Origin of the sequence: Pseudomonas sp. HLG18 (genome assembly GCF_051903985.1) — a bacterium.
In the GTDB taxonomy this organism is placed as follows: domain Bacteria; phylum Pseudomonadota; class Gammaproteobacteria; order Pseudomonadales; family Pseudomonadaceae; genus Aquipseudomonas; species Aquipseudomonas fluorescens_BT.
Genome location: NZ_CP195831.1, coordinates 1564902 through 1588430, shown reverse-complemented (window position 1 = coordinate 1588430; position 23529 = coordinate 1564902). Strand labels below are relative to the sequence as shown.

Genomic DNA, 23529 nt, shown 5'->3' with positions numbered 1-23529 from the left:
TTACCTGCCCATGATCCGGGCCTTCGTTGGGGAGTAACCTGCTTCCGAGCCCCTCGGAAGCGTTCGTATCAACATATTCGGCAACATGCCGTGGTGCGAACACCTTCTGGTTGGTGAGACCGACGACACATCCATGCCGAAAGTCGGGCGTGTGGTTGTGTCGTTGACTCATGGCCCGACTGGAAGTATTGCCCGTGAATCCTGTTTCCCTGATTTTCCTCGCACTCGCCATGTCCACGGATGCCTTCTCGGCCGCCATCGGCGTGATGCTGGGCCGGGTGCTCGGCACCGTGGTCGGCAAGCGTGCGGAAATCGTCGGTGGCGGCGCGATTTGTCCGGCCGGCGCGCGTTCTGTCCGTCAGGCAGGCTAAATCCCTGTCGAACTTTGACGTTTTTTTTGCAAGAGGCAGGGTAAAGTGCCCTCTCCGGCCATCCTGGAAGCAGTCAATGAACCTCCAAAGCCCTCAAGACGCCGACGATGAAATCCTCAATCAGGCGGCGCACTGGTGCCTGCGCCTGCAAGACGAAACCTGTACACCTGACGAGCGCCAGGCCTTCCAGCAATGGATTCAGAGCAGCCCGCGCCATGCCTTCGAGTACGCAAAGATGCTTGAGGTCTGGGAGTTGAGCGATCAATTGCCCGACGAGCACGACGCATCGAAAAAACGCAAAGCCACGAGCCTGCCCTGCAGCTTTGAAGAGTTTCAACGCAATCTGGCGCAGCGCAATTAGCATCGTGCGGGTATCGACGCCAACAGCGGCAGGCGTCACTTGAGGCAACGCCTTGTCCTTGATTCAGGGTTAGAATCCCCCGGTTTGGCAAACCCGTTTAAGGATGATCCCGGCATGTCCACTCTCGACACCTCCCTGCAAGACTCCGCCGCCCCCGACGGCGTCTGCTTCGGCTGCGGCAGTCGCAACCCGCACGGCTTGCACATCAAGAGCTTCTGGCATGAGGACGGCGTGCACGTCATGGCCGAGCACGTGCCCGAAGCCAAATACTGCGGCTGGCCGGAGCTGGTCTACGGCGGCCTGATCGCGATGCTGGTGGACTGCCATTCCAACTGGACCGCAATGGCTTACCACTACCGGGCGGAGAACCGTGAAGCCGAGAGCTCGCCGCGCATCAACTGCGTCACCGGCAACCTCGGCATCAAATTCATCAAGCCGACGCCGATGGGCGTGCCGCTGACGTTGAAGGCGAAAGTCGAGGGTGAAGTCGGGCGCAAGAGCCGGGTGATCTGCGAGGTGTACGCCGGGGATGTGCTGACGGCGGTAGGTGACTCAGTGTTCGTTCGGGTGGATACCGAGCAGTTGGCGGCGGCCGCGCACGGTCGCTGAAATCCGTCATTGAAGGAAAACACGATGCCCGATCGCGAAATCATCATCCCCGAATCCATGAAACCCATCGTCGAACGCGCCGGATATGCTCCGGCAGTTCTGGTCGGCGACACGCTTTACTGCGCCGGTCAGGTGGGCCGGACAGCTGATTTGAAAGTCATCGAAGACCCCGAGCAGCAATTCATCCGCGCCTGGGAAAACCTCGACGAAGTGTTGAAGGCTGGCGGTTGCAGCTTCGACGATGTAGTGGAGATGACCACCTATCACGTCGACATGAGCCGGCACATGCCCGTGTTTCGCGAGGTGAAGAATCGCGTTTTCCCCAAAGGCTTCTGCGCCTGGACCTGCGTCGGCGTCAGCGAACTGGCCCATCCGGGGCTGCTGGTGGAAATCAAATGCGTGGCCGTGCGCAGGCGGGCTATACCTGAGTAACGCCATTTCCCCTCATCGAGGTGTTGAACGATGGACTTGACCCTCTATTACCACCCGTTGTCGTCCTACTGCCACAAAGCGCTGATTGCTCTTTACGAAAACGGCGTCGCCTTCGAAAAACGCTTGATCGACCTCTCCAACGAAGCCGAACGGGCCGAGCTGCAGGCGCTTTGGCCGCTGGTCAAATTCCCGGTGCTGCGTGATCACGCCCGCCAGCGCACAGTGCCGGAATCGAGCGTGATCATCGAGTACCTGGATCATCAACCGGGGCAGTCAAAGCGACTGATTCCCGAAGACTGGGAGACCGCGCTGGACGTGCGTCTGTGGGACCGCTTCTGCGACCATTACGTGATGACGCCGATGCAGCAGATCGTCGCCGACCGCATCCAGTCCGCCCAGGGCGACCTGAGCAGTCAGCGGGCAATGCTGGCCACGGCGTACGGCATGCTCGAACAACAACTGGCCGACCGCGAATGGATCGCCAGCGCGGATTTCAGCCTGGCCGATTGCTCCGCCGCACCGGCCCTGTTCTACGCCAGCACGCTGGTGCCGTTTGCCGCCGACCACCCTCGCCTGACCGCCTATTTCGAGCGGCTGGTTCAGCGCCCTTCCTTCAGGCAGGTGATCGACGAAGCCAAACCGTGGTTTGACTTCTATCCCTTTGCCGAAGCCCTGCCTCAACGTTTCCGCTGAGGCATAGCCTTGCGTGCTCAGGTCTGGGGATCGCGCTGGTCAGCCAGTTGCTCAGCCACAAGGCCCGGGCCGACGGGCTGTTGCAGCCTTTGGTGGACGACACCATTCGCGGCCCGAACTGGGCGTTGCTGACCCACCGCGACAGCGAAAACGATCCGATGGCCCGCAGTTTTATCGAGTGGTTGCTGGCGAACCTGGGCGATCCATGACGGGTGCGTGGCGGGCCATCACCTCGGCGATCCAGTCGATGAACACCCGCAACTTGCGGCTGATGTGGCGGTTCGGCGGGTACGCGACGTAAAGCGGCATCGGATCGAGGCACCAGTCTTCGAACAGCGGCACCAGCTCCCCGTTGGCCTCTCGGGCCCTGGACATGTACTTGGGCAACCACAACACGCCCAGCCCCGCGAGGCCCGCCGCCAGGTAAGCATTGCCGTCATCCACCGCCAGCACGTGGCGGCCCTTGATCTGCAAGTCTTCGTGTTCGTTGTGCAGGGCGTACGGCACCGGTTTGCCGGTGCGCGCCCAGAGGAAACCGACTACCCGGTGATGGGAATCTTCCAGCTCACGGGGGTGCACCGGGGTGCCGGAACGGGCCAGATAGCTCGGCGCGGCATACACGCCGAGCTGAAGATCCGCCACCTTCCGGGCCATCAGTGACTGATCCCGCAGCTCGCCCCCGCGCACCACGCAATCGACGTTTTCATCAATGATGTCGACGATCCGATCGCTGACGCCCATGTCGATCTGGATCTGCGGGTAACGCGCGTAGAACTCCGGCAGCGCCGGCACCAGAATCAGATTGGCCAAAGGGCTAGGCACATCGACCCGCAAGCGGCCCTTGGGCTGCGCTGCCGCGCCGGGAAGACTGGTCTCGGCATCGTCCATGTCCGCCAGCAACTTGATCACCCGCTCGTAATAGGCCGCGCCGTCCGCCGTGACGTTGACCTTGCGCGTGGTGCGGTTGAGCAACTTCACTCGCAGCCGTGCCTCCAGTTGCTGGATGAGCTGGGTCACGGTGGTCTTGCTCATGTGCAGGGTCTCGGCGGCCTTGGTGAAACTGCCCGCCTCCACCACCCGGGCGAAGGCTTGCATCGCGTCAAAACGGTCCATATTCCCCCCCTGAAAGCGGCTCGATTGTTTGGTATTTACAAACAGTGATCGCCAAGGTTGCGCGTTTATCGCGCCGAAGCAAGTCCCTAGAGTTTCTCCATCAGAAGTTTTCACCCCATTGAAGGAGACACCCCATGACTGATGCCCAGCCAAAACGCGACGTGGTTTTCCCGCCCGGACGCCATGCGCTTTACGAGCGCAATCGTTATTCCCCGGCGGTTCGTTCCAATGGTTTTCTGTTTGTCTCAGGCCAGGTCGGCAGCCTTGAGGACGGCTCACCGGAACCGGATCTGAAACAACAGGTGCGCCTGGCCTTCACCAACCTCAATGCGATTCTCGGCGCAGCCGGCGGCAGCTTCGATGACGTGGTGGACGTGACGGTGTTCATGGTCGACCCGCAATCGACCTTCGAAAGCATCTGGGAAGTGGTGCCGGAGTTCTGGGGCGAGGCACCGCATCCGACCATTACCGCGGTCGGCGTGACGTGGCTGTATGGGTTTCAGTTCGAGATCAAGGTGATTGCCAAAGTGCCGGAGGAAACGCAGGCGAAAATCTGAGGCAATTGCTCACAATCCGTGTTCAACGGCTTCACTGAAGTGCTCTTGATGACGTTTGCGCAATCAATATGCTGGCGTCATGTTGTTTTTGCCCCGGACAGAAAAGAGCGCAAGCGATGCCCAGCCCGAGAACGCTGTACCAGAAGCACATCGACAGTCACACCGTCTGCACCCTCGACGATCAGGGCCACGTGCTGCTTTACATCGACCGTCAGGTCGCCAACGAATACACCAGCCCCCAGGCCTTCAGCGGTTTGCGCGATGCCGGGCGCACGGTGTGGCGGCCTGCGGCGACGCTGGCGGTGGTCGATCATGTGAACCCCACGGCGCCGATGCGCATTGCGACCATGCCTGACGCCGGGGGGGCGCGTCAGGTGTCGTACTTCGAAGAAAACTGCCGCGACTTCGGCATCGAGCTGTTCGATGTGCTGGACAAACGCCAGGGCATCGAACACGTCGTGGCGCCGGAACAGGGTTTCATTCTGCCGGGCATGGTGGTCGCGGCCGGCGACAGCCACACCACCACTTACGGCGCACTGGGTGCCTTCGGTTTCGGCATTGGCACCTCGGAAATCGAACACCTGCTGGCGACGCAGACCCTGGTCTACAAGCGCCTGAAAACCATGCGGGTGACGGTGAACGGCAAGCTCGGTGCGGGCATCACGTCGAAAGACATCATCATGGCCCTGATCGAAAGAATCGGTGCTTCGGGAGCAACCGGTTATGCCATCGAATTCACCGGCCCGGCGATCAGCGAACTCAGCGTCGAAGCGCGCATGACCATCTGCAACATGGCGGTGGAAGCCGGCGCCCGTGGGGCGTTCATGGCGCCGGACGACAAGGTTTTCGCCTATCTGCAACTCAAGCCACGTGCGCCGAAAGGCGAACTCTGGGCGCTGGCGGTCGAGCGCTGGAAAGGCCTGCACAGCGACCAGGGTGCGGTGTTCGACAGTGAAGTCAGCCTGGATGTCTCGGCTCTGGAACCGATGGTCACTTGGGGCACCAGCCCGGATCAGGCCTCCCCGGTCGGCGGACGAGTGCCGGACCCGGCCAGCCAGCCCGATCCGATTTTGCGTCAGGGCCTGCAACGCGCCCTCGATTACATGGGCCTGACACCCGGCACGCCGCTGAGCGAAGTGGTGATCAGCCACGCCTTCATTGGGTCCTGCACCAATGCGCGGATCGAAGACTTGCGAGATGTGGCGCGTGTGGTGCGCGGCAGACACGTGGCGCCCCACGTACGGGCGATGATCGTGCCCGGCTCGACGCGGGTTCGCGATCAAGCGGAAGACGAAGGGCTGGCGCAGATCTTTCGCGACGCCGGTTTCGAATGGCGGCAATCCGGCTGCTCGATGTGTCTGGCGATGAACGACGACGTCCTTGCGCCGGGTGATCGCTGCGCGTCCAGCACCAATCGCAACTTCGAAGGTCGTCAGGGCGCGGGGGCGCGCACCCACCTGATGAGCCCGGCGATGGTCGCCGCAGCCGCCATCACCGGCCACTTGACTGACGTGCGCACCTTCGCGCCGGGAGTTTGAACCATGCAAGCGTTCACTACTATCAGCGGCAGCGCCGCGCCGTTTCTGGCGGCCAACATCGACACCGACGTGATCATGCCCAAGCAGTTCCTCAAGGGCATTGATCGTCAGGGGCTGGATCGGGGGTTGTTCTTCGATCTGCGCTTTCTGGCCTCGGGCGAGCCCAATCCCGGGTTCGTGCTCAATCAGCCCGCCTGGCAGGACGCAGCATTTCTGGTGACCGGTCCCAACTTCGGTTGCGGTTCCAGCCGTGAGCACGCGGTGTGGGGCCTGAAGCAGGTCGGAATCCGGGCGCTGATCGGCACCACGTTTGCCGGAATTTTCTACGACAACTGTCAGCGCAACGGCGTGTTGGCGATTCAGCTCGATGCCGCGCAGTTCAAACAGGTCGCCGAAGTCATCAGCGTTCAGGCGACCGCGTATATCCGCGTGAACCTGCCCGAGCAAACCATTGAACTGGCGGACGGAACACTGATCGGGTTCGAGATTGATGAGCTGCGCAAACAGTCACTGCTGCTGGGGCTGGACGCCATCGGCACGACGCTGCAACGGACCGAGCAGATTCGCGCCTTTGAAGCGCGTCATCTGGCGGAAAATCCCTGGTTGGGCTGAAAGCAAAAAACCGGGTGGCTCACTGAACCACCCGGTTTTTCATTCAACAGACAAGTCGCGAAAATACTCTTCGAGAAACTCTACACACACCCGCAACTTGGCCGACTCGCTGAGCCGCGTCGGGTACACCGCCCAGACGTTGGCGCTCTGGGTGTAATCCGCCAGTACCTGCACCAACCGCCCCTGTTCGAGCATCGGTTTGACGTCCCACGTCGAGCGCAACAGAATCCCGCCGCCACTGAGGGCCCACTCCATCACGATTTCGCCGCTGTTGGAGGACAACGGGCCGCTGACCCGCACCGATTCCTGCTGCCCGTCTTTGGTGAGCTCCCAAATGCCGAACGCATTGTTGCGTTCCTTCAGCACCAGGCAATCATGGTCTTTCAGATCCTCGAGCGAATGCGGCGTACCCCGGCGCTCAAGGTACTGCGGCGTGGCGCAAAGCACCCGTCGATTACTGACCAGTTTGCGCGCCAGGTGCTGGCCCGGCAGATCATCGCCGACAAGGATTTCCAGATCGAAACCCTCGCCCACCAGATCGACCACGCGGTCGAACACGTCCAGGCGAATATCGAGCTTCGGGCACGTTCGGGACAGCTCGCTGATCGCCGGTGCGACGTGATTGCGACCGAAGCCGAAGCTGCTGCAAATGTGCAGCGACCCGGCTGGCTGGTGCCGGGCCTGGGCCATTTCGCCGAGAAAGTCATCGAAATCCCCCAGCAGCTTTTCCGCCCAGATGCGAACCCGCTCGCCATCGTCGGTCAGCGCGATGCGCCGGGTGGTGCGGTGCAACAGTTTTGTCGAGAGCGTGGTTTCGAGCATCGCGATGCGTTTGCTGACGTAGGCCGGCGAATAGCCCAACTCGTCGGCGGCGCTGGCAAAGCTGTTCTTGCGGATGACCGTCAGGAATACCTTGAGGTCTTCGGGCAAGGGAAACTGGTCACGATTCGTGTTCATACAGCGCGCTCACCCACTGCTTGCTTCATGATTGGCGCAGGATAGCAGCGGCCATGACCGTTCGGCGCTTTTTCTGGCAGTCGCGAACAAACAGGGCTAGGGTTTTGTGGCTGGCGATATGCTGGCCACTTGGCAAACATCTTTCGATGAGCGCCATCAGCAGCACTGGAAGATAAATCAGGGATGGTTTTTTGTGCTTGCGGGTTAATGCACTCTTGATGAGTGAGCGACCTATCCCTGTGTTTCGTTGCTTTCTATCAAGGACAGAAAGATGACCAACGTACAGGCGAACTTTTCCCCTTTGCCGCTCCGGCAAACCTCATTACTGACGCCCGATACCAGGCCTGACGGTTTTGGCTGACGACGCCTGCGCGTGAGTCGGGACAGCCCCCTCACTCCCGCGCCACTCAACTGATCACTTCACCGGATCCGGACGGATCAGGCATTACCTCGCCAGTGATTCCTGGCGCTGGCTGTCGCCTGCCTGTCAGGGAAGGCGCCCCTTGCCTGAAGGGGACGTTTGGCAACCACCACGAGGAGACCCTCGATATGACTGGCTCAAAACACAACATGCCGCCTTACGGCGTCGCCATCCAGAGCGCCATCACTGGAGGCGATCTGCAACAGATGAAGACTTTGTTGAAGCAGCGCGATTCGACGAAGCCGGAAGCGAAAGAGCTGCAAACCGCGTACGAAAAACTGGCCAAGGAAGTTTCCCGCCTGGAAAAACACTAAGGCCATTTCCCACATTGCAATGGAGGCAATTCACATGTCTGGTTCAGTTCAGCAACAAAATGTCGGCTTGTTCCCCGTGAGCTACCGGATCGGTACGGGTCAGCCGGGGGCGCAAAGCCTTGCGCTCAACCTGCTGGTTTCCACACCACAGCATGAAGTCAGTGGCACCTCCGCCATCACTCAGGCAACCAACCCACCACTGGACATCGATTCGGATGTCTGGGGCGAATACACCTACCTGACGGTCATGAAGCCCGGTGTCAGTAAAATCCTGATTACCGCCGAGGGCAATGAAGGCGGCCCCGGCTCCAACTCCATCGTGAACTTCAAGATTCAACTGGTGGTCGGCACCGACTGGCGTGAAGGCGTGGCCAATTACGAGTATTTCGACGGACAACGCTGGCACGAACTGAACAACGTACCGGCGCATCTGGTCGAGGTGCCCTCGAATGTCTTCCAGCCGTTCCATCCCGGTCCGGTGATTCTTCCGCATCCGCCGATCCTGCCGCTGTATGCCGCGCCGATCCAGAGCGCCATCGCCAGTGGCGACCTGGCCCAGATGAAAAACCTGGCGAAGCTCGCCCAGCAGCAACTGGATCAGCAACCCCAACTGCAGAAGGCACTGGACGCCGCCAAAAGCGAAATCAGCAAGCTGCAGGCCCGCTGATTCGACCACTGAGTCCGCCATTCACTTAAGGGAGTAAGCACCATGTCGATTGGACTTTTTCATACCCGCCTCATCGCCAGTAATTCACTGCTTGGCGCACCGGTCCTGACCCTCGACCTCGTGGTCGATACCGCGCGTAAAAAAGTCAGCGGCGCTGCGAGCGTCTTTCAAAGCACCTGGCCACCGGTCAACTTCCATGCACGGGTCTGGGGCGATTATTCCGAGGCACGGCTGACCCCATCGACCGAGAATTACATCATTCTCACCCTCGATGGCAGCCCGAGCGGTCCGCTGAGTCAGATTGCGCAGACCTTCAGCCTCAAGGGCATCCTCAACGACTGGACCAGCGGCTTTGTCGATTACCGTTACAACGAGGGAGGTCAGTGGCATTACGTGAGGCACGTTGCTGTGCATCAGGCGCCGACCATCGAGCCGCAACCGCAAGAGCGTCACTTCCAGCCGCTGTATGCCGTGGCCGTGCAGCAAGCGCAAACCAGTGGCGATCTGGTGCAGCTGAAAACCGTGGTGCAACAGGGCGAACAGCAACTGGCCCACCAGGGCGCATTGCGCAGTGCCCTTGAGCAACTGAACGCGGAGATTGCCCGACTGGAAGCACGCTAAAAGCGCACGATCCGGGCGAGGTCACTGCTGGCCTCGCCCGGTCTTGCAGCGAATCGAGATCAGTCCAATCGTGCCGCGCACAGGACCGTGCGCAAGGATCTCCCATGACAGACATCCGCCCTGCCCGCTACCTCAGTGACACCGACCTCAAACGCTACGTGCCGGTGCATGTGGTCTGGGAAATTACCCTGGCCTGCGACCTCAAATGCCTGCATTGCGGCTCGCGCGCGGGGCATCGACGCCCCGATGAACTGAACACCCGTGAATGCCTCGACGTGATCGACTCCCTCGCCGCCCTCGGCACCCGCGAGATCACCCTGATCGGCGGCGAAGCCTACTTGCGCAAGGACTGGACGCAACTGATCCAGGCCATCCACGACCACGGCATGTACTGCGCGATCCAGACCGGCGGGCGCAACCTGACGCCGGCGAAGATGCAGGCAGCGGTTGATGCGGGCCTCAACGGGGTCGGGATTTCTCTGGACGGGCTCGCACCGTTGCACGACAAAGTGCGTAACGTGCCCGGTTCGTTCGACAAGGCGGTCGACACCCTGCGCCGGGCCAAGGCGTCCGGGCTGGCGGTGAGCGTCAACACTCAGATCGGCGCGGCGACCCTGCCCGATTTGCCGCAGCTGATGGACACGATCATTGAACTGGGCGCCACCCATTGGCAGATCCAGATCACCGTGGCCATGGGCAATGCGGTGGATCACCCGGAACTGCTGCTGCAACCCTATCAATTACTGGAAGTGATGCCGCTGCTCGCGCGCCTGTACCGCGAAGGCGTGGATCGCGGCCTGCTGATGAACGTCGGCAACAACATCGGCTACTACGGTCCTTACGAACATTTGTGGCGTGGGTTCGGTGACGAACGCGTGCACTGGAGCGGCTGCGCGGCCGGTCAGACTGTGTTGGCGCTTGAGGCGGACGGCACAGTGAAAGGCTGCCCGTCGCTGGCCACCGTCGGGTTTTCCGGCGGCAATGTGCGCAACATGAGCCTGCACGACATCTGGCACTACAGCGAAGGCATCCACTTCGGCCGTTTGCGCTCGGTCGACGATCTTTGGGGTTATTGCCGCAGTTGCTATTACAACGACGTCTGCCGGGGCGGCTGCACCTGGACATCGCACTCGCTGCTGGGCAAACCCGGCAACAATCCTTACTGCCACTACCGAACCCTGGAATTGCAGAAACAGGGTTTGCGCGAGCGCATCGTCAAAGTCGAGGACGCCGCCCAGCGCTCGTTTGCGGTCGGACGTTTTGACCTGATCACCGAACGCATCGACACCGGCGAAAAAGTCAGCAGCGTCAGCGACAGCGGACAAGTGATCAAACTGGCGTGGGTCAATCAGGGCCACAAATCGCCGGAAGAAGGACGCATCCCCGTGCAACTGGCGCTGTGCCGCAGCTGCCTTCAGTACATTCATCCCCACGAATCGATCTGCCCGCACTGCCACGCCGACGTCGCGGCCGCCGAGGCCAGGCACCAGACGGACCGCGCCCGTCAGCAGGCGATCATGAACACGTTGACGGGGTTGCTGGGGGTGGCGCCGAGTACCCTGGTGTGAAATCGGGTCCAGGCGCCCGCAGGATTCGGGCGCCTGGACCGCTCAGGCATCTTGAAAATCCGGCCGATTCAACCACCCCGGAAAATAAGTAGCTGTTTTCCATGAAATTTATTTGCCTCGGGGGTTCCCAGAACGCAAGAGCACTGGTAAAGTGCCGCCCACTGTTGCAGAGGTCCTCCCGGGACTGAACACAATAGCTACAGGGGCGTCGCCAAGCGGTAAGGCAGCAGGTTTTGATCCTGCCATGCGTTGGTTCGAATCCAGCCGCCCCTGCCATTTTTTCCTCGTTTCACCCTCCTCCGCTTCACCTCTGCCTCAACGGCAAATCACTTTTTCGAATTCAACGTAATCGCCGAACGCACCAGCGCTTTCAGTGCCTTTGCATCTATTTTGTCGTTTTCGTGAACATCAATCGCCCGCCGGGTGTTGCCCTCCAGACTGGCGTTGAACAGCCCCGTCGGATCCTCCAGTGCCGCGCCTTTGGCAAACGTCATTTTCACCACGGCCTTGTAGGTTTCCCCGGTGCAGATGATGCCGTTGTGCGACCAGACCGGAACGCCCCGCCACTTCCATTCCTCAACAACCTCAGGATCGGCCTCGTGAATGATCGCGCGGATCTCGGCCAGCTTCTGGCCGCGCCAGTCGTTCAATTCCTTGATTCTCGCGTCGATCAGCACAGAGGGATCCTCGGTCGCCGCGCCGCTGCTGTCCTTCTTCATCTCCTTGTTCTCCCGAAAAAGCCTTATTCGCTATCCAGCGTAGCGCCGACTGCACCAAACGCCGGGCAAAAAAAAGCCCCGCAATATGCGGGGCAAAGGAATTGGTTGGTTGCGGCCAACCAAAGGAGCATCGTCAAAAGCGTTAACCGTCAGCCGTCACAGGCACTCCTGTGCAGCCCGTTCAAAACTCGATGGCATGAAACTCGACGCCAGCAAATGGCGTTCATATAAAAAGACCTTGCCGCCATCCTGTGCCTTGTAGGCTTCCAGCACGTTGTCCGCCGCCACCTTGCTCGGCACCACGATCCGGTAGCTGCGCTGGGTCTGCGACACGGTCGGGTTCAGCGCACTGCCCTGCAGTTTCGGCACGACGCATTCGGCGTACTGGGCAGGCGTCTTGTGCGTCTGCAGGGTCAGCGTCGGGTCGTTCGGCGCAGAGGCGCAGGCGGTCAGCAGTAACGTGGCAGAAGCCATGGCAGGGATAAAAAAAGCACGCATGGATAAAATCCTGAAAATAAAAGGTTCGGTTCTCAAGCAACGTTCAGCGTCACGGCCGCTGGCGTCGCGCTTTTTGATCTGGGTGCTTAGCCTGCACTCACCAGGGCCTTGAGCGAATCATCGAACTGCTTCAAGGCGCTGAATTGCAGGTCGCGTTGTTTTTCGATCTGGGCTGCAATCTCGGGCGCTGCCTTGTTGTGTACCCACACCGAAGGCAGTTGCTTCTCCACCGCGCCTTCGGCCTTGCCGATGTATTGCAGGTTGGCGTCGTAGAAGCGTGCAGCGAACCGCGCTTCGACCTGACTGTTGCGTTGGGTCAGCAGACGGTTGTGGGTGTCGAGCATCACCACCACGTCGGGATGGGCCTGCACCAGCGCATCGAGGCTGTCGTAGACCGTCACCGAGAGAAACTGCTGTTGCAGCGAACTCATCAACCAGTCGATGGCCAGTTCCGGATCGGAGCTGTTGACGAAGGCGTCACGGATCCGCGCATCGAGTGCGTCCTTGGCACCGTTGACCGCCACATCGTGGTAACGCTCGAGGTATTGCAGGTTTTCGAGGGTGTTTTCGCTGTACAGCACACCGACGGTTTGCGAGTGCTGCAGCGCGGCGCTGCTGCCGGCGACGGGCAGAAAATGGCACGATTTGGCGTCGTCTGCGTAAGCCGGGGCTACGGTGGCGGCTACCCCGCCCATCAGCAGGGCGACCAAAGCCAGTCGGGTCAAAGTCTTCATCGCGCAAATTCCTTGAGCTGCGTTTCGATGGAGGCGATTTTCCGCCTGTCGGCCACAAAGCAGAACTTGCGTTTCTTGATGATCACTATTACTTGAACCAATAGTTGCGCTGCGTGCAGACTGCTGCACACTCGATCACAACGAAAACAAATGAGGATTTTCCGTGCGAACCTTTGATTTGATCCGCGATGCCGTCCTGCCCGAATTCCGCGACCGGGTGGCCGAATACCTTGTCGAATACGAAACCGTGCTGGGCCGGTCAGCGGATGATTCGGAGTCGGTACGGGCCGTGGCCAATCAGTTGCGCGGCTATCTGCGCGGCCTCAACACCACGCGAGTGTTGGGCATGGCGGACTGGGAAGAGCTCGACCGGCGCGTGCTGGACACTTGGCTAGCGCCCGCTTGATGACACGCTAGACTCTTCAGGCTGCGCCCGCAGCGCCAGACCTGGAGGTGTCCCATGAGCAATAACACCGAACCCACTACATTCACCGGCTGGGCCGCCACCTCGGCCGGCGCGCCGCTGGAGCGCTTCAGTTACGACCCCGGCCCGCTGGGAGATGAAGAGGTCGAAGTCGCCGTGGAATATTGCGGCGTCTGTCACTCCGACCAGTCGCTGATCGACAACGACTGGGGCATCAGCCAATACCCGTTCATTCCCGGCCATGAAGTGGTCGGCCGCATCGTGCGCACAGGCCCGCAGGTACGTGGTCTGGAAGTCGGCCAGCGCGTGGGGATCGGCTGGTACAAGGGCAGCTGCATGCATTGCTCGTCCTGCATCGGCGGTTCCCATCACCTGTGCGCCACCGCAAAACCGACGATCATCGGCAGCCATGGCGGATTCGCCGATCGGCTGCGCACCCACTGGGCCTGGGCGTTGAAACTTCCGGACAACCTCGACCCGGCCCTCGCTGGCCCGCTGTTCTGCGCCGGCTCCACGGTCTTCAATCCGTTGGTGGAATTCGACATCAAGCCGACCGACCGGGTCGGCGTGGTGGGCATCGGCGGCCTCGGACACCTGGCCCTGCGGTTTCTCAATGCCTGGGGTTGCGACGTTACTGCCTTCACCTCCTCTCTGAGCAAACAGGACGAAGCCAAACGCCTCGGCGCCCACAAGGTCGTCGCCTCGACCGACAGCGAAGCGCTGAAAGCGATTGCCGGCACTCTCGACTTCCTGCTGATCACCGCCAACGCCAACCTCGACTGGACGGCCATGCTCGCCACCCTGCGCGGCAAAGGCCGGCTGCACTTCGTCGGCATCGTGCCCGACGCGATTCCGGTGCACGTGTTCAACCTGATCCCTCAACAGAAATCCCTGTCAGCCTCACCAGTCGGCTCGCCTGCCACGACGGCGACCATGCTGGAGTTCTGCGCGCGGCATAAGATCCTGCCGCAGGTCGAGGAATTTCCGATGAGCAAGGTCAATGAAGCTGTCGATCACCTGCGCAGCGGCAAGGCGCGGTATCGGATTGTGTTGAACGCCAGCAAATGAAGGATTGGCGCGTCGGCTGACGTCGAACGCGCCTTCCCGCTCTCGTAAAAATCCTGGCCTGAGGTTCGCTGGTGCCCCCAAGGGAACGTCAGATGCTCGGCAACAGGAATGCCAATAGCAACAACGCACTGATAGCGACCAGACTCACGGCCATGCTCAGCCACTTGGATCCGCCATACAGAGCCTTCATGCCAAGCTCGCCATTACGCCCGGCGAGCCTCATGGCTACGCCTATACCAAGCAATGTCACGAGCACTCCGGTTTGATGCTGTTCAACGTATTGATTCAAGAGCATCGCAAGGTCACCTTGAGCCTTCCACTGCCACAAGCCATACACAACGACAGCGCTGTAGAGACTCAGCCACAGCCCCCACGCTGCTGTCGTGACCACGAAGTACTTCAGCGGTGGATTGCTCAGATTGGGACGCCATCTGCGTATGAACGAAATAGCCCCGAAGTGATAGCTCCAGCGCAGGCCGGCCAGGGCATAGACCAATACTGCGGAAAAAACGAACGCAAACCAGAAATAGCGTCCCTCGGTATTGTGCAGCATGAGCAGCAAGTCGGCCGCTGGCCTGGAAGGATCGGACTTGTTCATTTCACGCCAGAACACCCACTGGTAAACCGACCGGATAGTCGCCGCAGCCACGCCGGCCACCAACAGGGGCGCTCCCCAAAGGCCTGGCAGTTTTGCATAGATCGGCTGAGCCTCATGAGGCACTCTCACAAATGCCAAGGGTTTGATAAACATTGGGCCCAGCATCAGCAAAACGTAGGCAGTGGCTTTGGCTCCGCGTAGAAGGCGCCAAGCTCGACGAAGTAAGGGGGGCATTAAGAACGTCTCTGGATTTCAAAGCACAGACGCTATCCGTCACCTGCGCGAAGACCAACCTAAAATTCGATTTGCCAAATTCGCAGAAAAGAAGCCGAGTGTGTATCGCCCCCCCTTACCGCCGATGACAAAGAAAAATCGGCGAACCGATCAAATAACCAGAAAGCATTAATAAATAAACAATCAGTATTTATTGTTATAAAAATCTCGGCGTACTCTCACCTCATCCCGTCATTGAACACAGTGAAGTGCGCCATGAAACCGACTGACAACCTGATCGACTTCGCCGTCTACCGCAAACGCCGCCACGCCCAGCAACAGGCCCGGCTGATGTGGGAAATGTATGCGCGCAATGCCGGCTATCAGGCTTACCAGTGGGTGCAGGCCGCTCGTTCCGGCGAGACGCGTCAAGCGTGAACGCGCGTGAACCCTCGCGCTTTCTGGCGAGCGCCGATGAACCTGTGCTGGACCTGAACAACCTCGACTCCCTGGAAGAAGACCCGATCTGTGAACGTGTCGCGCAGAACCTGCAACGCCTTCGCAGCAAGCGGCATCTGTCGCTCGATGCCCTCGCCCGCCAATGCGGCGTGAGTCGGGCGATGCTGGCGCAGATCGAATCCGGGCGCAGCGTGCCGTCGATCAAGGTGCTGTGCAAAATCGCCAAGGGTTTGAAGGTATCGGTGGCGGCGTTTCTCGAACATCGCGCGTTTGAAGGCGTGGCCGTGTTGTCGGCGAGCCAGAGCAAGCGACTGGTCAGCGCCAGTGGCGCCTTTGTCAGCCGCGCGCTGTTTCCCTTTGATGTGGCGCGCCAGTCGGAATTCTATGAGCTGCGCCTGAGCCCGCTGGGCGAGGATCAATCCGAAGGCCACGGCCCGGGCGTGCAGGAAAACCTGGTGGTGGCCCAGGGTGTGCTGGAGATCAGCGTCAACGATGAGCGTTATCTGCTGTCGACGGGCGACTCGATTCTGTTTTACGCCGACCAGCCCCACCGGTATCGCAACCCTGCCGACAGTGAGGCGGTGGCATATCTGGTGGTGACCTACCCCGAACGCCTGGACTGACAAACAGACAACAAAAAGCCCGACCGGGAATCTCCCGGTCGGGCTTTTTCATACCTGAAGACTTAGCAGGCGCAGCACATCATCGGCATGCCGTTGCAGCTCATCATCATCGGCATGCCGCAGTCGTTCATCATCTTCATCATCAGGGCGCAGCAGTTTTTCATCATGTCCATGTTCATGCCCGGCATCGGCATGATTTTGCACATCATGCAGTCTGCCATCATGGTGCATTCCATCACGCACTTCATCGATGGCATCGGCATGCCCATCATCGGCATCGGCATCATCATGTTCATCATCGGCATGGCCATAGCCGCCGCAGACATGCACATCATGCTCATGTTGCCGCAATGCATCATCATCGGCATGCCGCAGTCCATCATCATCTGCATCATTTGCGCGCTGTTCTTGAACATGGCCATGTCCATGCCAGCGGCCGGCATCATCTTGCACATCATGCCGTCATCCATCATGTCGCAACTCATGGTCGCCATCATCATCGGCATGCCTGTCATCGGCATTATCGGCATGTTGGCGTTCATCGGCATTTGCATCTGCATGGCGTTCATCATGGTGTAGCTCCCTGAGGATTAAGAACTGGATGAGAAGTTGATGGAGCGGATTCTAAGGACTGGAAAATCTGCAACAAGCTGTCCATCAAGCAGCAAAAAGTGCTGTTCAAACACGTCAAGTGCAGCGTTCCGTGCGACTTGAACCGTCGCAGCAGCAGAGTAGACGCCATGGCAGATCCGACAAATGCTGTAGCAGGTTTTTGAATGTCATGGATATGCGATCCAACACCAAGCAAATAACTTAAAGAAATAATCGTTCTAACCAGCGAACATTATTTTTACTTTGTTTGCTTATTCCATTAGTTCAGTGTCGCCCCACTTTTTAATCTTTTATTGCTATTAACCGTCCCCTCTATAATTCGGGACAGTTCTTAACAATAAGGAAGTTCCATGCCGCAACGTTTACTACTGGCAGCACTGTTCCTGGCGGTCGCCGGGTGTGCCAGCCCTCCTCCGGTTTCCGTGCATACCAAGGATCCCGCCAGTTCGACCCTGCAAGGCGATGCCACGCGGCCGGCGCAGGCGCAGTGGGTGCGCACCGAGTTGTATTTCTCGGTGGGGCCGCTGGAGGGCAAGGAAAGTGTGGTGAGCCCGGCGCGCTGGCGCGAGTTTCTCGATCAGGAAGTGACGACGCGGTTCCCGGACGGGTTCAGCGTGTTGGATGCGTATGGGCAGTGGAAAGACCATGACGCAAAAGTGCCCGAGCGGCTGGCGACCAAGGTGATTGTGATCCTGCACGAAAGCGGGCCGAAGCGTGAGAGTGACATCGAGGCGATTCGTTTGGCTTACAAGCGGATTACGGGGGATTTGTCGGTGTTGCGGTTGTCGCAGCCGGCGGCGGTGTCCTTCTGATCCGAGGTATTTTGCAGAGCCTGCCGAGGTGTCGACACCAGGTGGCTCAACCCTGTCAGCAACAGCGCCCCCACCACCAACACCCCAATCCCCAGAAAAGCGCCAAAACCAACCACCGTCACGCTGGAATACAACATGTAAACGCACAACCCAAAAAACAGCAGCGGCAAAACCGGATAAAGCGGCACCCTCACCGGCCGGGGCACCTCGGGAAAACGCCTGCGCAGAATAATCAAAGCCACGCTGCTCAAGCTCAGAAACAACCAGTACACCGGCGTCAGATACTCAACCATGGTGTTGAAGCCACTCTGAGTAAAACTGCCAAACAACACCAACAACAACGCCACCGCGCCCTCCGCCAGCAATGCCTTTCGCGGTACACCGTCACGCTCGTCCCATTCGCCAAAGCGGCGCAATTGCGGAACATCGCGGGCGGCGGCGTAGGTGGTGCGGGCGCCGACCAGCAAGGTCGAGTTGATGGTGGCGATGGCCGCGAGGCCGACCATCAGCAGGATCAGCAAAACGCCAGGGGCACCGAAGGCGCGGTTCAACAGTTCCACCGCCGGCGCGTTGCTCGCCGCCAGGCCTTCGAATCCCAGCCCTTGGACGAACGCCCAGTTCAGCGCCAGATAGATCGCCATCAGCACCGTCAGCGCACCGAGCATGGCGATGAAAATACCGCGTCGACCATCGCGCACTTCGGCGGACAATGTCGCCGCATCGCTCCAGCCGCCGAAGGCCAGAAACACAAAGATCATCGCCGCTGAAAATCCCGCCGCGCCAGTGTGTTCGGGCACCACCGGATCGCTGGGCAGCGCGGGTTCGATCCCTTGCCACGCCAGCCAGACCCCGGCGCTGGCAATACTCAGGAACCCGAGCGCAAGCAACCCGACCAACACAGTCTGAGTAATGAATCCAATGTGCCTGCCCGTCAGATTCAACAGCACCAACCCGGCAATGATCGCACCGGCAAACAGCCCCGACCCGTAATGCCCCAACGGCACGACTGCGTTGAAGTAGTCGGCAAACATGAACGCCGACAACGCGATCCACCCGGTGTGCATCACCGAGAATCGCGACCAGGCAAACAGGAACCCCATGCGCTCGCCGTAAGCGGTGCGCAGGAAATGATAGTCACCGCCCGGATGCGGAAATGCGGTGGCCATCTCGGCAAAGCACAAGGCCCCGGCCATCGACGCCAGCCCGCCGAGCACCCAGACCCAATAGAAATGTTCCGGCCCGACGTTCAAGGCAACGGTCGGCGCGGTTTTGAGAATGTCGGTGGTGATCACCATGCCCAGCGTGATCAGCAACGCCTGGAACACCGGCAGATGGCGTTGGGGGCCGTGGGTTTTGCTCATGGTTCGTCCTGCATGCTTCATCCTGCATAGGGATCCGCCATCCATGGCGGCAAAACTCAGAAGCCGTAAGTAGCGGTGGCGTAGTAGTACGCGCCGTTGGTGCCGATCGGCGAGAGCACGTCATACGGCAGGTTGCCGCCGTAGTTGATGGCCGAGCCGGAGCGTTCCGGGTAGTTGTCGGTCAGGTTGTTGCCGCCCAGCGCGATGCTGAATTTCGGGGTGAATTTGTAGATCACCTCGGCGTCCAGTTGCCACACCGCGCCATAGGTTTGCTCAGGCTGCGAGTCGCCGAAATCGAACACCCGAGTGGTCTCGCCCTGGCGAGTCAGACGCCCGAGCAGGCCCCAGTGTTCGCTGGTCCAGTTGGCGGAAAACACGAAGCGATCCTTGGGCGCGGCGTCGGTCAGGGTGTTGCGTTCCTCGACGCCGACCAGCGCGTCATTGCCGATCCCTAAGGCGGTCAGCTGCGACGGCGTGCCCTTGGTGCTGGTGACCTTGGTGTGGTTGTAGGTGTATGCGGTGGTCAGGCCCAATTGCCCGTCGTAGAGCGGCTGATGGTAGTTGAGCACCAGTTCGGCGCCGTCGGTGCTGGTGTCAGCGGCGTTGGTGAAGAAGTTGACGTCATGCACGCCCGGCACGCCGAAGTTGTCGTTGATGTAGCTTTCCAGCGCGTCGCTGCCGATTCGCTGCGACAGGGTGATGCGGTCCTTGACGTCGATGCGGAACACGTCGAGCGACGCATCGAAGCGTTCGTTCAACTGGAAAGTCAGGCCAAGGCTGAAGTTCTTCGAGGTTTCCGGATCGAGTTTTTCCGCGCCCAGGGCACGGGCAATCGGATCGTTGACCGACAGCACGCGGATATCGGTGAGCGTGCCGCCGTCGCCGAAGTTGCTGGTGGTGTTCTGGAAGCCGCTCTGGGCCAGCGACGGCGCGCGGAAGTTGTTCGACACCGCACCGCGCAACGCCCATTGATCGGTCAATTTGTAGCGACCGCTGAGCTTGCCGGTGAGTTTGCTGCCGGCGTCGTCGTAATGTTCCCAGCGAGTGGCGGCGTCGACGAAGAAACGGTCGGTGAGATCACCGGACAATTCGGCGTAGGTGCCGAACACGTTGCGATCCAGATCAGACTCTTCACTCGGGCGCAGGCCGTTGGCGCCATCGGCCCCGGAACCAATATAGGAAGCCTCGTCCCCGGCAAAGGTCAGGTAGTTTTCGTAGCGATATTCACCGCCCACCGCCAGCACGAACGAGCGGCCACCGAGGCGCAATTCGCGGCTGAAATCGAGGTTGGTGGTGGTCTGGCGCAACTCATAGTCGCCGGTGTCGAAGCGGGTCGGCGAGTCCGCGCCGAGGCTGACGTTGAGGGTGCGACGGGTCGCCGATTCAAAGCGGTTGCGCCCGTGGGTGACGCTGCTGTCGAAATCCCAGTCGTCGCCGATCAGGCCCTTGTAGCCGGCGGTGGCGGAGATGTCGGTGTTGTCGCCCAGCGATTGCGGCAGGTAGCCGTTGGGGTAGAACTGCGGCTGCTCGGACGGATAGCGATAGAACTCGGCGCCGGTGGTGTGGCGTTCGTTGTAGGTGCCGAAGCTGTAGGCCTTGCCGCCGGCCAGCGGCAATTCGCCGTTGAACCAGGCGTTGACGTCCCGCGCCACGCCGTCGCCCATCACGTAGTTGCGCTGGCCCGGGGTGTCGGCGAAACCGTCGTAGCCAGCGCGGTTGGTCGGGTTGCGATCCTTGTACTCGGTACCGCCGCGAATGAAGCCGCCCTCCTCGCCCAGCCGCGTGCCGATCTTGGCGGTGGTCACGCTGTTCTGGCCGTCGGTGGTGGTTTTGCCGATGGCGTCTTGGTGGGTGTGGTAGGCGCCGTAGCTGGTGGAGACTTCGCCGCCTTCGGGGGCGTCGTCGAGGATGATGTTGATCACCCCGGCAATCGCGTCCGAGCCATACTGCGCACCGGCGCCGTCACGCAGCACTTCGATGCGTTTGATCGCGCTGATCGGGATCGAGTTGAAGTCCACCGGCGCCGTGCCGCGACCGATTTTCGATGAGTCGTTGACCACCGCCGAGGTGTGGCGGCGCTTGCCGTTGACCAGCACCAGCACCTGATCCGGGCTCATCCCGCGCAGCTGCGCAGCGCGCACGTGATCAGCGCCGCCGGAGTTGGACTGACGCGGAAAACTGAACGACGGCAACAGCGTCTGCAACGCCTGGCCCAGCTCGCCGCCACTGGCGCCGGCGGTCTTCAGGTCCTCGGCGGTCAACACATCCACCGGCACCGGCGAATCCAGCACCGTGCGTGCTGTGCCCCGGGTGCCGGTGACCAGCACGGTGCCCAGCCGTGTGTCATCGTCGACGCGCGCGGAAGTCTCTTCGGCTTGCGCAGGAAGTTGCCAGATGGCACTGACAACAGCGATGGCGAGTAATGAATGCGAACGGTGAATCATGCGACAGCTCCTTGAATCGCAGTTAATAACTGGCCGCTGCCGAATCATGAAGTGTCGGCAATCGGTGCACGGCAATTTCTGCTGTAGTTTTGATATCCAGAAAGGCAGCAAGTGTGTTGAACAACTATCTGCTGTTAGAGCGCAAGAACCCCAAAGTTAGTAGAACCCCCTGTATACCGATGCTAGACGAGCGGTCGCGTGCCGCAAAAGAACCAATAACGCTTAGGTTATGCCCGGTTAACGGAGTGTTACCTGAGCAACACTTGTGTTTGCGCAACAACATGAAAATCCAAATAACCAACAACTAATCACGCACAAAAAAGCACTCCACGTTGTTGTAGAGTACTTTATTAAGTTGTGCTTTTTTTGGCGCGAAGTTAGATGCCGTCAGTCGAAGTCCCTTTCCCGCCAGGCATCTTCGGCAATGTCCAGCGCGTCGCCGCTGAAACGCTGTTCAATGAACGGATCGGCATGCAAATGAAAGCCGTTGCGCTCCCAGAAGCCCGGTAGTTCCTGATCGGTGAACTCGAGCCCGCGCAACCATTTCGCGCTTTTCCAGAAGTACCGCCCCGCCACTACCAGACGCAACGGCCAGCCATGTTGCGCGGTCAGCGGCTGACCGTCGTAATGGGTGGCCAGCAGGCTGTCCGGGTGCAGCAGGTCATCGAGACGCAGGTTGGTCTGGTAATCGTGATCGGCGTGGGCCATGACGAAGGACGATGTCGGCCGGATGTCCAGGGCCTGCAACAGATCTTGCAGGTGCACGCCGCTCCAGCGGGTGTCGAATTTCGACCAGCGTGTCACGCAATGAATGTCGCATTGCAACGAGCGTTGCGGCAGCGCTTGCAGATCGGCGTAGGTCAGCTCGACCGGGGTCGCCAAGGTGCCGAACAGGCGCAACGACCACGTCGTCAGGTCATAGGCCGGCACCTCACCTTCGTGCAGGATTGGAAACCGCTCCGTCAGCACCTGCCCTGGCGGGAGGCGTTCGCCCAGCACCACATCGGCTTTCGGCGAACGGCTCTTGCGCAGGCGCGCAGCCTTGTCGTGCATGTCGGCTCCTCAGTTCGCCACAGGAATCCACGGCGCCCGCGCCACATTGGCGGAATCACCGAAGGACGGCAGTTTCTGCCCCAGGTCGCGCACGTTCTTCACGTCCAGATCCAGCAGTTGCTGGCGGGTGATCAGGGTCGGAGGAACCAGCACCTTGTGCCCCGGATTTTCCCCGGCGATCAGCATCGCCAGGCTGCGCACGCTGATCGCGCCGGCCACTTGCGGATTGACCGCAGCGGTGGCGGCCCAGGCGCTGTCCGGTTCTTTCATGATCTGGATGTCGGCAGTGGAAATGTCGGCGCTGTAGATCTTCACCTTGCGGCTCAGACCGGCCTCGTCCACCGCGATTTTCGCGCCTTTGGCGAACTCATCGAATGGCGCGAAAATCACGCTGATCCCCGGATTGGCCCGCAGCACGGCGCTGGCCTGATCCGCCACCGAGTTGGCAATCGGCGGATTGAGCGTGCCGAAGCGCGCCTTCTCGATGATCCCCGGATTGCTCGCCTTGACCTGACTCCAGATCTCGTCGCGGCGTTCCATCGGTGTGAAACCGCTGATGTAGACGTACCCGGCGTCGAAACGGGTGCCGTTGTCCTTGACTGCCTGATCGAGTGCCAACCGCGCCAGCGCGTGGTGGTCCTGCTCGACCTGGGTCACCTGTGGTGTGTTCAGGTCGACGTCGAACGCAACCACCTTGATACCTTTGGCCAACGCACGGTCAATCGGCCCCTTGAGAGTTTCCGCCAGACCCAGTTGCACGATGATCCCGTCGACGCCGAGGTCGGCGGCCTGATCGATCATTTCGCCCTGGCTGGCCGCCTGTTGCCGGGCGTCGAACACCCGCAGGTTGGCGCCCAGCGCTTCGGTCTGTCTCTCGACGCCGCGCAGGTAGGCTTCGGGGAAATCCCCGGAGAACAGATAACCCACCAGCGCGATCTGTACCTGACCTTTGTCGAACGGTGCCGGCGCCCCCGGCAAGGCTTTGGCCTGGGCATTGAGCGCCAGCGCCGAGAGCAAGGCGCCAGTGAGGCAATGGCGTGCGAACTGCTTGATTGAACCGTGCATGGATCTTTCCTT

The 23529-nt window shown here is 60.4% G+C and carries 27 protein-coding genes, 1 tRNA gene, 2 pseudogenes and 1 riboswitch; of the genes and pseudogenes, 19 read left to right on the top strand and 11 right to left on the bottom strand.

Features of this window, described 5'->3' with window-relative positions; all coding sequences use genetic code 11:
* Window positions 1–15 precede the first annotated feature (15 nt).
* Window positions 16–187: riboswitch (yybP-ykoY riboswitch) on the top strand.
* Between the two features lie 7 nt (window positions 188–194).
* From ACSPX5_RS07170 to ACSPX5_RS07145, 6 genes and pseudogenes are all read left to right on the top strand, one after another.
* Window positions 195–263: pseudogene (locus ACSPX5_RS07170) on the top strand (hypothetical protein); the annotation flags it as partial.
* Between the two features lie 184 nt (window positions 264–447).
* A complete protein-coding gene (locus ACSPX5_RS07165) occupies window positions 448–732 on the top strand; it encodes a FecR/PupR family sigma factor regulator (protein ID WP_169430042.1) in 285 nt (94 codons plus the stop codon).
* Window positions 733–846: 114 nt separating this feature from the next.
* On the top strand, window positions 847–1341 hold the full coding sequence (locus tag ACSPX5_RS07160) for a PaaI family thioesterase (protein WP_439821291.1): 495 nt from the start codon (window positions 847–849) through the stop codon (window positions 1339–1341).
* Window positions 1342–1365: 24 nt separating this feature from the next.
* Window positions 1366–1773, top strand: a complete 408-nt coding sequence (locus tag ACSPX5_RS07155; protein ID WP_439821290.1) for a RidA family protein — start codon at window positions 1366–1368, stop codon at window positions 1771–1773.
* 30 nt (window positions 1774–1803) lie between these two features.
* Window positions 1804–2466, top strand: a complete 663-nt coding sequence (locus ACSPX5_RS07150) for a glutathione S-transferase family protein (RefSeq protein ID WP_439821289.1) — start codon at window positions 1804–1806, stop codon at window positions 2464–2466.
* 11 nt (window positions 2467–2477) lie between these two features.
* Window positions 2478–2675 (top strand): annotated as a pseudogene (locus tag ACSPX5_RS07145) (LysR substrate-binding domain-containing protein); the annotation flags it as partial.
* Here ACSPX5_RS07145 and ACSPX5_RS07140 read toward each other — a convergent pair.
* Entirely contained in the window at window positions 2638–3579 is a 942-nt protein-coding gene (locus tag ACSPX5_RS07140) for a LysR family transcriptional regulator (protein ID WP_439821288.1), read from the bottom strand. The pseudogene ACSPX5_RS07145 and the gene ACSPX5_RS07140 sit on opposite strands and share 38 nt — an antisense overlap.
* A gap of 134 nt (window positions 3580–3713) precedes the next feature.
* On the opposite strand from ACSPX5_RS07140, the gene ACSPX5_RS07135 reads away from it, so the two are divergent.
* The 3 genes from ACSPX5_RS07135 (at window position 3714) to leuD (ending at window position 6286) form a co-directional block, all read left to right on the top strand.
* Window positions 3714–4136 (top strand): RidA family protein, encoded by a 423-nt coding sequence (locus ACSPX5_RS07135; protein WP_439821287.1) that lies wholly within the window; start codon window positions 3714–3716, stop codon window positions 4134–4136.
* Between the two features lie 116 nt (window positions 4137–4252).
* A complete protein-coding gene (gene leuC / locus ACSPX5_RS07130) occupies window positions 4253–5674 on the top strand; it encodes a 3-isopropylmalate dehydratase large subunit (protein WP_439821286.1) in 1422 nt (473 codons plus the stop codon).
* Between the two features lie 3 nt (window positions 5675–5677).
* On the top strand, window positions 5678–6286 hold the full coding sequence (gene leuD / locus ACSPX5_RS07125; protein WP_169430035.1) for a 3-isopropylmalate dehydratase small subunit: 609 nt from the start codon (window positions 5678–5680) through the stop codon (window positions 6284–6286).
* A 39-nt stretch (window positions 6287–6325) separates the two neighbouring features.
* Here the strand turns inward: leuD and ACSPX5_RS07120 are convergent, their stop codons facing one another.
* Entirely contained in the window at window positions 6326–7243 is a 918-nt protein-coding gene (locus tag ACSPX5_RS07120; RefSeq protein ID WP_439821285.1) for a LysR substrate-binding domain-containing protein, read from the bottom strand.
* A gap of 549 nt (window positions 7244–7792) precedes the next feature.
* On the opposite strand from ACSPX5_RS07120, the gene ACSPX5_RS07115 reads away from it, so the two are divergent.
* The 5 genes from ACSPX5_RS07115 to ACSPX5_RS07095 all read left to right on the top strand — a co-directional run bounded on the left by ACSPX5_RS07115 (window position 7793) and on the right by ACSPX5_RS07095 (window position 11110).
* Window positions 7793–7978, top strand: a complete 186-nt coding sequence (locus tag ACSPX5_RS07115; protein WP_085708738.1) for a DUF1843 domain-containing protein — start codon at window positions 7793–7795, stop codon at window positions 7976–7978.
* Between the two features lie 34 nt (window positions 7979–8012).
* Entirely contained in the window at window positions 8013–8645 is a 633-nt protein-coding gene (locus ACSPX5_RS07110; RefSeq protein ID WP_085708430.1) for a DUF1842 domain-containing protein, read from the top strand.
* A 42-nt stretch (window positions 8646–8687) separates the two neighbouring features.
* Window positions 8688–9266: a DUF1842 domain-containing protein gene (locus ACSPX5_RS07105; RefSeq protein ID WP_439821284.1), complete on the top strand. Its 579-nt coding sequence runs from the start codon at window positions 8688–8690 to the stop codon at window positions 9264–9266.
* Between the two features lie 104 nt (window positions 9267–9370).
* Window positions 9371–10834: a GDL motif peptide-associated radical SAM/SPASM maturase gene (locus ACSPX5_RS07100; protein WP_439821283.1), complete on the top strand. Its 1464-nt coding sequence runs from the start codon at window positions 9371–9373 to the stop codon at window positions 10832–10834.
* 201 nt (window positions 10835–11035) lie between these two features.
* Window positions 11036–11110, top strand: a tRNA-Gln gene (locus ACSPX5_RS07095).
* 50 nt (window positions 11111–11160) lie between these two features.
* Here ACSPX5_RS07095 and ACSPX5_RS07090 read toward each other — a convergent pair.
* The 3 genes from ACSPX5_RS07090 to ACSPX5_RS07080 all read right to left on the bottom strand — a co-directional run bounded on the left by ACSPX5_RS07090 (window position 11161) and on the right by ACSPX5_RS07080 (window position 12785).
* Complete coding sequence (locus ACSPX5_RS07090; protein ID WP_439821282.1) at window positions 11161–11553, bottom strand: DUF1801 domain-containing protein; 393 nt, start codon at window positions 11551–11553, stop codon at window positions 11161–11163.
* Window positions 11554–11709: 156 nt separating this feature from the next.
* Window positions 11710–12051 carry a hypothetical protein gene (locus ACSPX5_RS07085; RefSeq protein WP_115077529.1) on the bottom strand — a complete coding sequence of 114 codons (342 nt, stop codon included), beginning with the start codon at window positions 12049–12051 and terminating at the stop codon, window positions 11710–11712.
* Between the two features lie 86 nt (window positions 12052–12137).
* Window positions 12138–12785, bottom strand: a complete 648-nt coding sequence (locus tag ACSPX5_RS07080; protein ID WP_439821281.1) for an ATPase — start codon at window positions 12783–12785, stop codon at window positions 12138–12140.
* Between the two features lie 163 nt (window positions 12786–12948).
* Here ACSPX5_RS07080 and ACSPX5_RS07075 point away from each other — a divergent pair, with 163 nt between their 5' ends.
* Together ACSPX5_RS07075 and ahr are read left to right on the top strand one after the other, a co-directional pair.
* Complete coding sequence (locus ACSPX5_RS07075; RefSeq protein WP_169430027.1) at window positions 12949–13191, top strand: hypothetical protein; 243 nt, start codon at window positions 12949–12951, stop codon at window positions 13189–13191.
* Between the two features lie 54 nt (window positions 13192–13245).
* Window positions 13246–14277, top strand: a complete 1032-nt coding sequence (gene ahr / locus ACSPX5_RS07070) for an NADPH-dependent aldehyde reductase Ahr (RefSeq protein WP_439821280.1) — start codon at window positions 13246–13248, stop codon at window positions 14275–14277.
* Window positions 14278–14365: 88 nt separating this feature from the next.
* On the opposite strand, the gene ACSPX5_RS07065 is transcribed toward ahr, so the two are convergent.
* The gene (locus tag ACSPX5_RS07065; RefSeq protein ID WP_439821279.1) at window positions 14366–15028 is read right to left on the bottom strand and encodes a hypothetical protein; all 663 of its coding nucleotides are present in this window, start codon (window positions 15026–15028) and stop codon (window positions 14366–14368) included.
* A 336-nt stretch (window positions 15029–15364) separates the two neighbouring features.
* Between ACSPX5_RS07065 and ACSPX5_RS07060 the strand changes: the two genes are divergently transcribed.
* Together ACSPX5_RS07060 and ACSPX5_RS07055 are read left to right on the top strand one after the other, a co-directional pair.
* Complete coding sequence (locus ACSPX5_RS07060) at window positions 15365–15526, top strand: hypothetical protein (RefSeq protein WP_166673434.1); 162 nt, start codon at window positions 15365–15367, stop codon at window positions 15524–15526.
* 53 nt (window positions 15527–15579) lie between these two features.
* Window positions 15580–16170, top strand: coding sequence for a helix-turn-helix domain-containing protein (locus tag ACSPX5_RS07055; protein WP_439822007.1), 591 nt, complete (start codon window positions 15580–15582; stop codon window positions 16168–16170).
* Between the two features lie 62 nt (window positions 16171–16232).
* Here the strand turns inward: ACSPX5_RS07055 and ACSPX5_RS07050 are convergent, their stop codons facing one another.
* Entirely contained in the window at window positions 16233–16742 is a 510-nt protein-coding gene (locus tag ACSPX5_RS07050) for a hypothetical protein (RefSeq protein WP_439821278.1), read from the bottom strand.
* Window positions 16743–17132: 390 nt separating this feature from the next.
* Between ACSPX5_RS07050 and ACSPX5_RS07045 the strand changes: the two genes are divergently transcribed.
* Entirely contained in the window at window positions 17133–17594 is a 462-nt protein-coding gene (locus ACSPX5_RS07045; RefSeq protein ID WP_439821277.1) for a DUF3574 domain-containing protein, read from the top strand.
* Here the strand turns inward: ACSPX5_RS07045 and ACSPX5_RS07040 are convergent.
* The 4 genes from ACSPX5_RS07040 to ACSPX5_RS07025 form a co-directional block, all read right to left on the bottom strand.
* Window positions 17528–18955 carry an APC family permease gene (locus ACSPX5_RS07040; protein WP_439821276.1) on the bottom strand — a complete coding sequence of 476 codons (1428 nt, stop codon included), beginning with the start codon at window positions 18953–18955 and terminating at the stop codon, window positions 17528–17530. The genes ACSPX5_RS07045 and ACSPX5_RS07040 overlap by 67 nt on opposite strands.
* Window positions 18956–19011: 56 nt before the next feature.
* Complete coding sequence (locus tag ACSPX5_RS07035) at window positions 19012–21399, bottom strand: TonB-dependent receptor plug domain-containing protein (protein ID WP_439821275.1); 2388 nt, start codon at window positions 21397–21399, stop codon at window positions 19012–19014.
* Between the two features lie 387 nt (window positions 21400–21786).
* Window positions 21787–22452, bottom strand: coding sequence for a sulfite oxidase-like oxidoreductase (locus tag ACSPX5_RS07030; RefSeq protein WP_439821274.1), 666 nt, complete (start codon window positions 22450–22452; stop codon window positions 21787–21789).
* A 9-nt stretch (window positions 22453–22461) separates the two neighbouring features.
* Window positions 22462–23517: a substrate-binding domain-containing protein gene (locus ACSPX5_RS07025; protein WP_439821273.1), complete on the bottom strand. Its 1056-nt coding sequence runs from the start codon at window positions 23515–23517 to the stop codon at window positions 22462–22464.
* Window positions 23518–23529 lie beyond the last annotated feature (12 nt).